At 64.9% G+C, this 12,423-nt stretch carries 11 protein-coding genes and 2 pseudogenes; 8 read left to right on the top strand and 5 right to left on the bottom strand.

Features of this window, described 5'->3' with window-relative positions:
- Window positions 1-104 precede the first annotated feature (104 nt).
- Window positions 105-359, top strand: a complete 255-nt coding sequence (locus HAP54_RS06830) for a hypothetical protein (protein WP_166299182.1) — start codon at window positions 105-107, stop codon at window positions 357-359.
- A gap of 101 nt (window positions 360-460) precedes the next feature.
- Here the strand turns inward: HAP54_RS06830 and HAP54_RS06835 are convergent, their stop codons facing one another.
- Window positions 461-949 carry a hypothetical protein gene (locus HAP54_RS06835; RefSeq protein ID WP_224741353.1) on the bottom strand — a complete coding sequence of 163 codons (489 nt, stop codon included), beginning with the start codon at window positions 947-949 and terminating at the stop codon, window positions 461-463.
- A 126-nt stretch (window positions 950-1,075) separates the two neighbouring features.
- Between HAP54_RS06835 and HAP54_RS06840 the strand changes: the two are divergent.
- From HAP54_RS06840 to HAP54_RS06855, 4 genes and pseudogenes are all read left to right on the top strand, one after another.
- A pseudogene (locus tag HAP54_RS06840) lies at window positions 1,076-1,913 on the top strand (alpha/beta fold hydrolase).
- Between the two features lie 179 nt (window positions 1,914-2,092).
- On the top strand, window positions 2,093-3,064 hold the full coding sequence (gene mbfA, locus HAP54_RS06845) for an iron exporter MbfA (protein WP_166299184.1): 972 nt from the start codon (window positions 2,093-2,095) through the stop codon (window positions 3,062-3,064).
- Window positions 3,065-3,346: 282 nt separating this feature from the next.
- On the top strand, window positions 3,347-4,819 hold the full coding sequence (locus HAP54_RS06850) for an amidase (RefSeq protein WP_166307522.1): 1,473 nt from the start codon (window positions 3,347-3,349) through the stop codon (window positions 4,817-4,819).
- A 212-nt stretch (window positions 4,820-5,031) separates the two neighbouring features.
- Entirely contained in the window at window positions 5,032-5,385 is a 354-nt protein-coding gene (locus tag HAP54_RS06855) for a nuclear transport factor 2 family protein (RefSeq protein ID WP_166299185.1), read from the top strand.
- 110 nt (window positions 5,386-5,495) lie between these two features.
- Here the strand turns inward: HAP54_RS06855 and HAP54_RS06860 are convergent, their stop codons facing one another.
- Both HAP54_RS06860 and HAP54_RS06865 read right to left on the bottom strand, forming a co-directional pair.
- The gene (locus tag HAP54_RS06860) at window positions 5,496-6,584 is read right to left on the bottom strand and encodes a Zn-dependent alcohol dehydrogenase (protein ID WP_166211561.1); all 1,089 of its coding nucleotides are present in this window, start codon (window positions 6,582-6,584) and stop codon (window positions 5,496-5,498) included.
- Between the two features lie 53 nt (window positions 6,585-6,637).
- Window positions 6,638-8,418: pseudogene (locus HAP54_RS06865) on the bottom strand (acyl-CoA dehydrogenase family protein).
- A 71-nt stretch (window positions 8,419-8,489) separates the two neighbouring features.
- Between HAP54_RS06865 and HAP54_RS06870 the strand changes: the two are divergent.
- Together HAP54_RS06870 and HAP54_RS06875 are read left to right on the top strand one after the other, a co-directional pair.
- Entirely contained in the window at window positions 8,490-9,191 is a 702-nt protein-coding gene (locus tag HAP54_RS06870) for an SDR family NAD(P)-dependent oxidoreductase (protein WP_166299186.1), read from the top strand.
- Between the two features lie 194 nt (window positions 9,192-9,385).
- Window positions 9,386-10,216: an enoyl-CoA hydratase gene (locus HAP54_RS06875; protein ID WP_166299187.1), complete on the top strand. Its 831-nt coding sequence runs from the start codon at window positions 9,386-9,388 to the stop codon at window positions 10,214-10,216.
- Window positions 10,217-10,431: 215 nt separating this feature from the next.
- On the opposite strand, the gene HAP54_RS06880 is transcribed toward HAP54_RS06875, so the two are convergent.
- Together HAP54_RS06880 and HAP54_RS06885 are read right to left on the bottom strand one after the other, a co-directional pair.
- Window positions 10,432-11,055 carry a GNAT family N-acetyltransferase gene (locus HAP54_RS06880; RefSeq protein ID WP_166211573.1) on the bottom strand — a complete coding sequence of 208 codons (624 nt, stop codon included), beginning with the start codon at window positions 11,053-11,055 and terminating at the stop codon, window positions 10,432-10,434.
- 69 nt (window positions 11,056-11,124) lie between these two features.
- Window positions 11,125-11,343, bottom strand: coding sequence for a DUF1127 domain-containing protein (locus tag HAP54_RS06885; RefSeq protein ID WP_166299188.1), 219 nt, complete (start codon window positions 11,341-11,343; stop codon window positions 11,125-11,127).
- A gap of 118 nt (window positions 11,344-11,461) precedes the next feature.
- Here HAP54_RS06885 and HAP54_RS06890 point away from each other — a divergent pair, with 118 nt between their 5' ends.
- Window positions 11,462-12,361, top strand: coding sequence for a transcriptional regulator GcvA (locus HAP54_RS06890; RefSeq protein ID WP_166299189.1), 900 nt, complete (start codon window positions 11,462-11,464; stop codon window positions 12,359-12,361).
- The last annotated feature ends 62 nt before the right edge of the window (window positions 12,362-12,423 follow it).

Below are 12,423 nucleotides of genomic sequence, written 5' to 3' on the forward strand. Positions count from 1 at the left end.
GATCTCCCCCTTAAGGGGGATCGCCGCCTGACGGAAAGCCGGTTCAAAAGCGGCAACGTTTCAGCCATACTACAGACCTGCGGATAACCGGATGCGGGGGTCCCATGGCTTTCTGGAATCTGTTCGGGAAAGTTTCTGACGAGGAAACCTGGAAGCAGATCGATCAGGCGCCGATACCTGTCGGTGCCGGTCGTATCTGGCTCGCAGACAAGGACGGCAACGTCGTCCGGGCGATGGCCTGGACGTGGCGGATCATCAAGCGTCGGGAACCCGGCAAATATCTGCGCTGGATGAAACGCGCGCCTCACGCCAAGCAACCTCCGGCGGAGGCGATGCAACAACTTGCGGCAGGCAACTGACGACACCCTGATCTCCGCATCGGCATGGCCGTAGCCTTCCCTCTCAAGGGAGAGAGGGCTGCGCGTTATTCCATTTTCGGGGCTGCTGGCTTGATCTTCCGCTACAACGCCGCGGCCGGCTCGCAGGCGGCCGACGCCACGGCGCGCAGATGGAGTTGGCCGTGCTGGCCGGTGGCCGTGGTGGTCCACTGCGCGTCGATCTGCTGAAAATCTTCCGACAGCTTGCCGCGATGGCTGCCGCCGGTCTCGAACGAGCCGTCGCCGTCGGGCGACCGCTCGAACAGCTCGACCTCGAGATCGGACAGCCGGACGAACATCCGCACCTTGATCTTGGTCACGCGACGGCCGACCTCATACGAACCGCAGCCGAGCGCTTCCGCGTTCTGCTCGTTCAGGGCGTGCACCTGGTCGAAGGTGATGACGACGTTCTGCACCGTCTTGTCACCATCCCACAGGAATTCGCCGATATAGGCGTGCGGCAATTTTTCGGTCAGCTCGTTGATGTCGGCGGCGCGCGCCGCCGGCATCAGCAGCAGCAGGCTTGCGGCCACGATCGTCAGAGCGGGCCGCGCCATCCAGCCGGGCAGCATTGCAATCCTCGCGTGGCGCATGCGGTATGCATCCCCTGGCCAAAGTTGCTATCGTGAGAACAATGACCGCCAGAATACAGCCAAATGCGCTGGTTCTGCGGCTGTCCTGAACAGGTGATCCTTACGATGGCAGCCCTCCCCGACGTCCCGCTCCCCGCCACCATCCGCTCGCGCTATGTCGACGGGATCAACGGCCTGCGCATGCACGTGCTGGAGGCCGGCTTCGAAACAACCGGCCGGCCCTGCGTGCTGCTGCTGCACGGTTTTCCGGAGCTGGCGTTCTCCTGGCGCAAGGTGATGCCGAAGCTGGCTGCGGCCGGCTATCACGTGATCGCGCCGGACCAGCGCGGCTATGGCCGCACCACGGGCTGGAACGCGGATTATGACGGCGACCTCGCGTCATTCCGTTTGCCCAACCTGGTGCGCGATGCGCTCGGGCTGGTCGCAGCGTTCAAAGAGCGCGGACTGGAAAGACAACAGGCCGTATCCGCTGCAGTCCTGGTCGGCGGGCGAGCTGGCCAAACTGCCGACCTATTACGTGATGGATATCGCCAAGGACATGGCAGCGACGGTGGCCGAAGAGATGCCGTCGCGTGAGGCGATCGCCGCAAACACCTGGCTGCCGGATCGGGAGCTCGCCTATTACAGCGCCGAATATCAGCGCACCGGATTCCAGGGCGGGCTGCAATGGTATCGCTGTGGCACCTCGGGCGCGTTCACCCCGGAATTGCAGACCTGGAGCGGCCGCAGCATCGACCAGCCCTCCGCCTTCATCTCGGGCAAGCAGGATTGGGGCACCTATCAGCGGCCCGGCGTATTCGAGGCGATGCAGGCGAAGGCCTGCAGCAGGATGATCGGCTGCCATCTGGTCGACGGCGCTGGCCACTGGGTGCAGCAGGAGCAGCCGGAGGAGGTCAGCCGGCTCCTGCTCACATTCCTGCGAGAGGCCGGCTCCCGGCCCTGAGCGCGCCGATCGATCCAAGCTCATCTCATTGTTCTGAAACGCGTTCTTCGCCAGAACCGCGCTGCGGCCCGGCGCGGTTGCGCCCGGATTCGGGGCCACCTTGATTTGACCCGGCCGCGGCGCGCTTCTATTGTTTAGAACTATTCTACTTCTAAACTGCATGAACAGGGTGCGTTGCCGTGAAGAACTTTGCCGATCTGACCGAGCGCGAGGTGCTGGCGGTCGCGATCGCCTCCGAGGAGGAGGACAGCCGCATCTACATGTCTTTCGCCGAGGACCTCGCCGGGCGATATCCCGATACCGCGAAGATTTTCGAGGAGATGGCCGAGGAGGAGCGCGGCCATCGCCACCGGCTGCTGGAAACCTACGAGCAGCGCTTCGGTCAGCACCTGCCGCCAATCCGGCGCGAGGACGTCAAAGGCTTTCTGCGTCGCCGCCCGATCTGGCTGACCAAGAACCTGCCGCTCGACACCATCCGCAAGGAAGTCGAGACCATGGAGCTGGAAGCCGAGCGCTTCTATATCCGCGCCGCCGAGAATGCCGACGATGTCGGCGTGCGCCGGTTGCTCGGCGATCTCGCCGAGGAGGAGAAGGGCCACGAGAAGCTCGCGGTCAAGCTGACCGGCGACATTCTCAAGCCCGATGTGCGCGCGGAGGAAGACCGCACGCGGCGGCGGATGTTCGTGCTGCAATATGTCCAGCCGGGGCTTGCCGGATTGATGGACGGCTCGGTCTCGACCTTGGCGCCGCTGTTCGCCGCCGCCTTCGCCACCCATCACAACTGGCAGACATTTCTGGTCGGGCTTGCCGCGTCGATCGGCGCCGGCATCAGCATGGGCTTTGCCGAAGCACTGTCCGACGACGGCTCGCTGACCGGGCGCGGCTCGCCCTGGCTGCGCGGCTTGACCTGCGGGTTGATGACGACGCTCGGCGGCCTCGGCCACACCATCCCCTATCTGGTGCCCGACGCCTGGCCGAACGCATTCTGGATCGCGACCGCGATCGCCGGCATCGTGGTGTTCTTCGAATTATGGGCGATCGCCTTCATCCGCTCGCGCTACATGGACACACCGTTCCTGCAGGCGGTGTTCCAGATCGTGCTCGGCGGCGCGATCGTGCTCGCGGTCGGCATCCTGATCGGCGCGGCGTAGCAATCGATCGTTCCCCCTCTCCCCGTTCTTTACGGGGAGAGGGTTGGGGTGGGGGGCTGCTGCCGCAAGCTGTGAACGCAGTGAGACCTGTACCCCCTCACCCGGATCGCATCTGCGATGCGATCCGACCTCTCCCCGCATGCGGGGCGAGGTGAAATGGGCATTGCCTTCGATCACGCACCCGCAATTCCGATCAAACGCGGCGGCTATGCGGCGGCTACAGCGCTTGCGGGCGGCAGCCAAACTGCCCATCATCGCGCCAACCAGAACCGGGAGCACGCCGTGGCCAAATCGCAATGGAGTTTCAGGACCGCCGTCGAACTGTCGGAGGCGCTGCGCAGCAAGCGGGTCTCGGCGGTCGAGCTCGCACAGGACGCGATTGGTCGCATCGAGCGCCACGATGGCAAGGTCAACGCGGTCTGCGTGCGCGATTTCGAGCGCGGCCTCGCCGCGGCACGCGCCGCGGATGCCGCGATCGCGCGCGGCGAGCACAGGCCGCTGCTCGGCATCCCGATGACGGTGAAGGAATCCTTCAACGTCGCGGGCCTGCCGACGACCTGGGGCAACCCGGCGCAGAAGGACTTCACGCCGACTGAGGACGCGCTCTCGATCACGCGGGTGAAGGACGCCGGCGGCGTGATCCTCGGCAAGACCAACGTGCCAGTCGGCCTCGCCGACTGGCAGAGCTACAACGAGATCTACGGCACCACCAACAACCCCTACGACCTCGGCCGCACGCCGGGCGGCTCCTCCGGCGGATCGTCGGCGGCGCTCGCGGCGGGCTACGGCGCGCTGTCGCTCGGCTCAGACATCGGCGGTTCGCTACGCGTGCCGGCATTCCACTGCGGCGTCTATGCGCACAAGCCGACCTTCGCGCTGCTGCCGTCGCGCGGCCACACCTCGCCGCCGGCGCCGCCGCTGATCTATGAACGCGACCTCGCGGTGACCGGCCCGATGGCACGCTGCGCGGCCGACCTGTCGCTGCTGCTGGACGTGATGGCCGACCCCGATCCGCTCGACGCCGGCAAAGCCTACAAACTCGAACTGCCGGCGGCGCGGCATGCGAACTTGCGGGATTTCCGCATCCTCGTCATCGACACCGATCCGGTGCTGCCGACCGACAAGGCGGTCCGCGGCAGCATCGACAAGCTCGCCAGCCATCTCGACAAGGCTGGCGCAAAGGTCTCGCGCGCGAGCCCGCTGCTGCCGGATTTCGCGGCGTCGTCGCGGCTCTATATGCGGATGCTGCTGTCGTTCCTCGGCGCGAACTTCCCGCCCGAGGTCTATGCCGGCGCCTGCGCGGCGGCGGCGGCATTGCCGGCCGACAACACCAGCCTGCAGGCCGAGCGGCTGCGCGGCATCGCGCTCAGCCATCGCGACTGGGTGCAGGCGACGGCGGCGCGCTCGCGGCTGCGCGCGCAATGGCGCGAGTTCTTCCAGTCCTTCGACGCGGTGATCTGCCCGATCATGCCGACGCCGGCCTATCCGCACGATCATTCGCCCGATCAGGAACAACGCAGAATCCTGATCGACGGCGAACCGCACATCTACACCGACCAGCTCGCCTGGCCCGGCATCGCGACGCTGCCCGGCCTGCCTTCGACCGCGATCCCGACCGGCTTTGCGCCCGACGGATTGCCGCTCGGCGTGCAGATCGTCGGCGCATGGATCGAGGACCGCACGCCGCTCAAGCTCGCCGAGCTGATCGAGCGCGAGTTCGGCGGTTTTGTGCCGCCGAAGATGTTCGATGACTAGGTAACCCGTCATTGCAGAGCAGTGAGGCGCACCTAACTCCATCACCGTCACCCTGAGGAGGCCGCGAGCGGCCGTCTCGAAGGGTCGACGGCCCGACTGTGGCCGTGCATCTTTCGAGGCTCGCAAGAGCTCGCACCTCAGGATGACGGTATCGACAGCGCCGCTACGGCGCTCGCACAGCAATACGAACAATAGCAACAGGGAAGAAACCAATGAGCAACGATCTCGAAGACCTGACAAAACTCAACAAGGATTACGTCGACTCGGTTCAGAACTGCGACGTCAAGCGCTTCGACGAAATCCTGGCGCAGGATTTTTACTGCACCAATCCCGACAAGAGCCTGGTCGACCGTACCGCCTTCCTGAAGCAGACGGCGATCCCGGTGAAGATCAAGGGCCTGAAGGCCGAGGACGTCAAAATCCGCATCCTCGGCGATTTCGCCATCATCCACGCGAAGACCAGCTACACCAACGCCGACGGCGAGCCCGCGCACGGCTGCTACACCGATTGCTGGGCGCGGCAGAACGGCAAATGGCTCGCCGTGTCCGCGCATGTCGCGCGATGAGGAGGCCGTCATTCCGGGGCAGCCCACAGGGCTGAACCCGGAATCCTGTGCCGCATACGACCTCGAGATTCCGGGTTCGATGCTTCGCATCGCCCCGGAATGACGACAAATCAGCTATCAAACATAATCACGCTGCGCAGCGTCTTGCCGGCCTTCATGTTGGCGAAGCCCTCGTTGATTTCGCTGAGCTTCAGCTTGGCCGAGATCCAGTCCTCGAGATGCAGTCTGCCGCGCATGTAGAAGTCAACGAGGCGCGGCATGTCGACGCGGAAGTGGTTGGAGCCCATCGACGAGCCTTGAATACGGCGCTCGCGCAGGAAGTCAAAACCGTGCAGCTCGATCTTCTGGCCGAATGGGATCATGCCGACGATGGTCGCGGTGCCGCCGGGCGCCAGCATGCCGAAGGCCTGCTCGGCGGTATCCTTGCGGCCGAGCACCTCGAAGGAATGCTGTACGCCGCCGCCGGTCAGCTCGCGCACCTGCTGGACGACATCGCCGCGGGCGGGATCGACGATGTCGGTGGCACCGAGTTTCGTCGCAAGCTGCAGCTTGGCCGGATTGGTGTCGATCGCAATGATGCGGCCGGCGCCGGCGATCTGCGCGCCGTTGATCGCGGCCATGCCGACGCCGCCGCAGCCGATCACCGCGACGGTCTCGCCGGCGGTCACCTTGGCGGTGTTCACCACGGCGCCATAGCCGGTGATGACGCCGCAACCGATCAGCGCGGCGAGATCAAGCGGCATCTCCTTCTTGATCTTCACGATGGCGTTCTCGTGCACCAGCATCTGTTCGGCGAATGACGACAGGTTGAGGAACTGGTGCAGCTTCTCCGACCTGTTCCAGGACAGCCGGTTGGAGGCGCCGGGGAGCATCTTCACCGTGGTATCGGTGCACAGCACGGTGCGGCCGGTAGTGCAATTGTCGCAGGTGCCGCAGAACACCGAAAGGCAAGTGACGACGTGATCGCCGGGCTTCACGTAGTTGACGTCGGAGCCGACCTTCTCGACCACACCGGCCGATTCATGGCCGAGCACGGCCGGCAGCGGGTGCGGATACAGGCCTTCCATGAAGTGCAGGTCGGAATGGCAGAGGCCCGCGACCGCGGTGCGGATCAGGACCTCGCGCGGCCCCGGATTGGGCACGCTGACATCCTCGATCACCAGCGGCTTGTTGACTTCATGCAGGACAGCGGCCTTCATCAGTGTCTCCCTTGGCGTTTTTGATTGTTTGAACGGTGCGCTCGCGCGGCAGCCTACGCTGCGACGAGCAATTCGCCAACCTCGGCCATGCCGATGGCGCGATCGCCGAGCAGATGCTCGGTCATCCTGCGCTGAACGGTATTTTCCGCAAGCCGGAACGGATCGCCGGGCAGCATGCGATGATCGATCACCATCCGCGACAGCAGCAGCCGGCGCGCATCGCCGCGCATCTCGTGAATGCGGCCGCCCTCCCATGCCAGCGCCACGGCGCTTGCGACATGATAGAGCAGGCTGGTGGCGCGCCGCGCATCGCCCTCGTTGTCGATGCTCCCAGCGACCTCGCGCGCAAACGCGATCGCGCGGTCGCCGAGGTCGCGCAGCCGGTTGCGCCAGGCTTGCGGGACGTTCGGGCTGTCATCGAGCCGCGCATGCAGATCGGCCGCGAGCGCATTGTCGGCGCCATGGCGGCCGACCGCGCGCTTCAACGCGTCGATCGCGACGATGTTGCCGGTGCCTTCCCAGATCGAACCGAGATGCGCGTCGCGCAGCAGCCGCGGCGTGACGAATTCCTCGATGTAGCCAATGCCGCCGCGCATCTCCATCGCATCGCCGCAGACTTGCGGGCATCGCGGGTGGCGCGGAATTTCAGCGTCGGCGTCAGGATTCGCAGCAGCGCCGCGGCATCCTGGCTGCCGGCCTCGGCGCGGTCGAGCGCGTCAGCCGTCAGGAAGCTCATCGACAACGCCTGCTCGGTCGGCAGCATGATCTTCATCAGCTGCCGCCGCGCCAGCGGCAAATCGATGATGCGCTGGCCGAACACCACGCGGCCCCTCGCGACCGTCATCGCATCGTGGAAGGCGCGGCGCATCAGCGCCGTCGACTTCACACCGTTGGACAGCCGCGACGAATTCACCATCTCGGCCATCTGCACGAAGCCGCGGTCGAGCTTGCCGACGGCGTAAGCGATCGCACCGTCGAACTTGATCTCGCCCGAGGCCATCGAGCGGGTGCCGAGCTTGTCCTTCAGGCGCACGATCCGGTAGTGGTTCTGCGAGCCGTCGTCGAGGATGCCCGGCATCAGGAACAGGCCGACGCCGCGGGTCCCCGGCCCCGCACCCTCCGGCCGCGCCAGCAGCATCACCACCTTGGCATCGGCGTTCGAGCAGAACCACTTCTCGCCGTAGAGCCGCCAGTGGTCGCCCTCCTGCACGGCGCGCGTGGTCAGCGTGCCGACGTCGGAGCCGCCTTCCTTCTCGGTCATGAACTGGCCGCCTTGCATCAGCTTGCTCATGTCGGTCTGGGTCAGGCCGTCGAGATATTTCGCCTTCAAGGCCTCGCTGCCGAAATTCGCCAACAGCTTCGCGCAACCGTCGGTGACGTTGATCGGGCAACCCATGCCGAATTCGGTCTGGTTGAACAGGAAGGTGAAGGCGTGCTTGGCCACGACAGGATATTTGTCGGGCCAGCCCATGATGCCCTTGCGGATCGACAGCGCGTGAATGCCGAACTCGCCGAACGCGACCCTCTCGATCTCGCGATAGGCCGGATGATATTCGATGTGCTGGACGTCGCGGCCGAACTTGTCGCGCTGGTGCAGCACCGGCGTATGCCGGTCGGCAAGCCGTGCGCATTCGTCGAGAAAGCCACCGGCGAGTCCACCGAGACGGTCGAGATGCGGCTCGATGTGGCGGAACAACGCTTCGGGCAGATGCAGCTTCAGGAGATCGGTCAGCGCGGGATCGGCCCGGTAGAAATTCATTCCCGTCGTATCGGGGGCCAGCAGTCCCGGCTGGCTGGTGGACGACGTTTTCAAATCCTGCGTGAGCGGCTGCATTGAATTCCCGGCTTCGCTTCTCATTTGTTTGGGCACGACTATCCTCCTCCGGCCGAGCAAAGGAAAGCCCAATGGATATTCCAAAATACAAGATCGCCCTGATCGTCGGCGCCGGCGAGGGCCTCAGCGCCTCGCTGACACGGCTATTTTCGCGGGAGGGAATTCGCGTGGCGCTGGGCGCCCGCAGCATCGAGAAGCTCGGCGCGCTCTGCACCGAAACCGGCGCGCGCGCCTATGCCTGCGATGCCACCAAGGCCGAGGATGTCGAGCGTCTGTTCGGCCTCGTCGAGCGCGAGATCGGAACCCCTGATATCGTGGTCTACAACGCTTCCGGCCGCTCGCGTGGGCCCTTCGTTGAACTCGTCCCCTCCGAGGTCGAGCGGGCGATCGCGGTCTCGGCGTTCGGCGGCTTCCTGGTGGCGCAGGAAGCGGCGAAGCGCATGCTGCCCAACAAGAAGGGCGCGATCCTGTTCACCGGCGCCTCCGCCAGCGTCAAGGGCTATGCACAATCGGCGCCGTTCGCGATGGGCAAGTTCGCATTGCGCGGGCTGGCGCAGAGCATGGCGCGGGAACTGTCGCCGCAGGGCATCCATGTCGCGCATTTCGTGATCGACGGCGGCATCCGCAGCGCCGCCCGCGCCGAGCCCGCCGACCGCCCGGATTCGATGCTCGATCCCGACGCGATTGCACTGAGCTACTGGAACGTGCTGCAACAGCCGCGCAGCGCCTGGAGCTGGGAGCTGGAATTGCGGCCCTGGGTTGAGAAGTTTTGAGATGACGTAGATCATCTATAGAGCGTAGGCTGCGTGCAGCTCGACGTGCCCGCATTCGCGCTAGCCTTCGAAAGATATTCTTCGTCATTCCGGGATGGTGCGTTAGCACCAGACCCGGAATCTTGAGATTCCGGGTTCGATGCTTCGCATCGCCCCGGAATGACTTAGCAAACGAAACGACTACGGGGAGTGACATGACCAGCGAAATCAAGATCGAAACCGGCACCGACGAACTGCTCTGCGTGATCCGCGACCGCGTCGCCATCATCACCCTGAACCGTCCGGATGCCCGCAACTCGCTGTCGGACACGCTGACGCCGGCGCTGCGCACGATGATCCGCACCTGCGGCGAGAACCCCGAGGTCGGCGTGCTGCTCGTCACCGGCGCCGGCAAGGCGTTCTGCGCCGGCGGCAACGTCAAGGGCATGGGCGCGCATCGCCACCCGAAGAAGCTCGAAATGTCCTATGAGGACAAGGTCGCCGACCTGCAGGAGCGACAGCGCCTGCTGACCGGCGCACTCGCCTCGGTGCGCAAGCCGACCATTGCCGCGCTGCCCGGTCCGGCGGTCGGCGCGGGCCTTGCGATCGCGATGGCCTGCGACATCCGGATCGCGGCGCAATCCGCCTTCATCTCGACCGGTTACTTACGCGTGGCGCTGAGCGGCGACTACGGCATGGCCTGGCTGTTGACACGCCTGGTCGGCACCTCGCGCGCCCGCGAGTTGATGTTCACGTCCGAGAAGGTCGATGCCGCCAGATGCGAGCAGATCGGCCTCGTCAATCGCGTGGTGCCGGACGAGACGCTGCAGGACGAAGCCTTTGCGCTGGCGAAGTCGATGGCCGAGGGCCCGACCCTGGCGCTGCGCTACATGAAGGACAATCTCGACGAGGCGCTGCAATTCGACTTCGCCACCGCGCGCGACCACGAGGCCGAGCGGATGATCCGCCTCACCACGACATCAGATCACAAGGAGGCGGTGCAGGCCTTCATCGAGAAGCGCAAGCCGGTGTTCCGGGGCAATTGAGAAGCGTCCGCGCGATCTTCTCCTTCCCCCTGAAAGGGGGAAGGTCGGGATGGGGGTCAGCCACACGCACGGTTGCTCGTGGAGAGAGAGGATCCCCACCCGCTTTGCTCTGACGAGCAAAGCGACCTCCCCTTTTCAAGGGGAGGTAAGAGCAAACGCGGCAGAAGCAAAGAAAAGGGCCCGGTTCTGGAGGGGCCAGAACCGGGCCTAGTCAGTCAAACCGCAAGCGAGGACATCGCGGCCAAGCGGGAAGTGGCGGCAAGCCGCCAGCTGGCACAGGGAATGTCTTGCGGCTCGACGTGGATCTCTTTCGCGAAGCGCACCAGCTTCCAGTCGCCGGGGCTTTGCATAAAGGCATAGTCCGACTTGCGGGCGAGCCCGATCATCGTCGCATTGGAACGCAGCGTGTCGCCAAAAATGCGCTCGGCTCCGAGGGACGCCGCGCGGCATTCGAGATTCTTCAATAGCGCCTTGCCAATGCCGTGGCCCTGCCACCGGTCATCGATCGACAGGCCGAACTCGACGCTCGACGTATCCGCATGGAAGGCATAGCGGGCTTCGCCGACAATGGTTTCGAAACCATCAACCAGCATCGTCGCGACCACCGTGAACCGGTCAGCCTCGCCGACATGAATGAAACGCTCGAGCTCCGTCTTTGGCAGCTCGCTCAGTGCGCCCAGGAAGCGGTTATAACGGGAACCCGCGGAGAGCGAACGGATGTAGTTCTGCAGCTCTTCGCGATCGCGCGGCTCGACAAAGCGCACCTTGATCTCGCTGCCGTCCTTGGCGCGCAGCACATCAGAGTATTGCTTGAGATCGTCGAGATGCAGCGCAACCATGACACGCTCCTCGGGTGAAGAAATTGGCCGGCGCCCCTCGATGGAGGCGGCGCCGGCGACGGCGGCCCATTAGGCCCGCCAGAACGGCTTATCGGTCTCGAACATGATGTCGCTGCGGGACATGCCGATGTCGTGCAGGTCGCGCTCGGTCCACTGCGACAGCTCGCGGCGGCGCTCGTAGCGCTCCCACCAGACATGCAGGGTCTCGCCGACCTGGTTCAGCAGCCCCGATGCATGATGATCGGGCGTATGATGATTTGTCATCGATTCATGGGTGAAAATGGACATTTGCGGCTCCTATCGGTAACCTGTTGGCGGTAATATCGGAGCTATTCGGCCTGTTCACAAACGACACTTTGTACCGCTTCGCATGAATTAACGTCATGCATTAGGAGACCTTTCTGGCATGACCAGCCGCCTGCCTTCGCTGAACGGTCTCAGGGCATTCGAGGCCGCCGCGCGGCACATGAGCTTCACGCTGGCGGCGTCCGAACTGAACGTGACCCAGACGGCGATCAGCCATCAGATCCGGCGGCTCGAGGAGGAACTCGGCGTCCGCCTGTTCATCCGCCAGAACCGTTCGCTGAGCCTGACGCCGGATGCCGCCGAATACCTTCCCGGCGTCCGCGCCGCCTTCAACGACCTCCGGCTCGCGACCGATCGGCTGCTGCGCCGGGACGACGATCACGTGCTGACGGTCTCGACCTTGGCGTCGCTCGCCGCCAAATGGCTGCTGCCGCGGCTGTCGGCATTCCAGGAGGCGCATCCCGGCATCGACGTTCGCATCACCACCTCGACCAGCCTGGTCGATTTCCACCGCGACAAGGTCGATGCCGCGATCCGCTACGGCCGCGGCCAATGGGCCGGCCTGCGCGCAGACTGGCTGATGGCGGACGAGTTGTTTCCGGTGTGCAGCCCCTCGCTGCTGCAGGGAAGCAAGCCGCTCAAATGCCTTGAGGATCTCAGGGATCACGTGCTGCTGCACACCAGCAATGCCAACAGCGACGATTGGCGGCTGTGGCTGACCGCGGCGGGCCTGCCGACCGACGTCTCCAAACAGCCAGGCGTCACCTTCGACCTGCTGTTCGTGACGCTCCAGGCGGCGATCGACGGGATCGGCATCGCGATGGGCCGCACTTCCTATGTGCAGGACGACATCACCAAGGGCCGCCTCGTGGTTCCCTTCAAGATCGCACTGCCGGCCGACGCCGGCTTCTATCTGGTGTCGCCGCAGGGACGCGCCGATACGCCAAAACTCTCCGCGTTCCGGTCCTGGCTCGGCGCCGCGGCACATACCGCACCGTGATGCGGCGCACGCTGCGCTCAAGCTTCGCTCGAAGGCGCTTCCAGCAGATTTCCACCTACGGC

The sequence above is a fragment of the Bradyrhizobium sp. 2S1 genome (genome assembly GCF_011516625.5).
GTDB lineage: Bacteria > Pseudomonadota > Alphaproteobacteria > Rhizobiales > Xanthobacteraceae > Bradyrhizobium > Bradyrhizobium septentrionale.

Bases quoted from the DNA above. Each gene is read 5' to 3' on its own strand.
- HAP54_RS06855 (WP_166299185.1), top strand. From the start codon at position 5,032: ATGAGCAACGATCTCGAAGACCTGACAAAACTCAACAAGGATTACGTC.
- HAP54_RS06860 (WP_166211561.1), bottom strand. From the start codon at position 6,584: ATGAAGGCCGCTGTCCTGCATGAAGTCAACAAGCCGCTGGTGATCGAG.
- HAP54_RS06830 (WP_166299182.1), top strand. From the start codon at position 105: ATGGCTTTCTGGAATCTGTTCGGGAAAGTTTCTGACGAGGAAACCTGG.
- HAP54_RS06880 (WP_166211573.1), bottom strand. From the start codon at position 11,055: ATGGTTGCGCTGCATCTCGACGATCTCAAGCAATACTCTGATGTGCTG.
- HAP54_RS06885 (WP_166299188.1), bottom strand. From the start codon at position 11,343: ATGTCCATTTTCACCCATGAATCGATGACAAATCATCATACGCCCGAT.
- HAP54_RS06835 (WP_224741353.1), bottom strand. From the start codon at position 949: ATGCTGCCCGGCTGGATGGCGCGGCCCGCTCTGACGATCGTGGCCGCA.
- HAP54_RS06890 (WP_166299189.1), top strand. From the start codon at position 11,462: ATGACCAGCCGCCTGCCTTCGCTGAACGGTCTCAGGGCATTCGAGGCC.
- HAP54_RS06870 (WP_166299186.1), top strand. From the start codon at position 8,490: ATGGATATTCCAAAATACAAGATCGCCCTGATCGTCGGCGCCGGCGAG.
- HAP54_RS06875 (WP_166299187.1), top strand. From the start codon at position 9,386: ATGACCAGCGAAATCAAGATCGAAACCGGCACCGACGAACTGCTCTGC.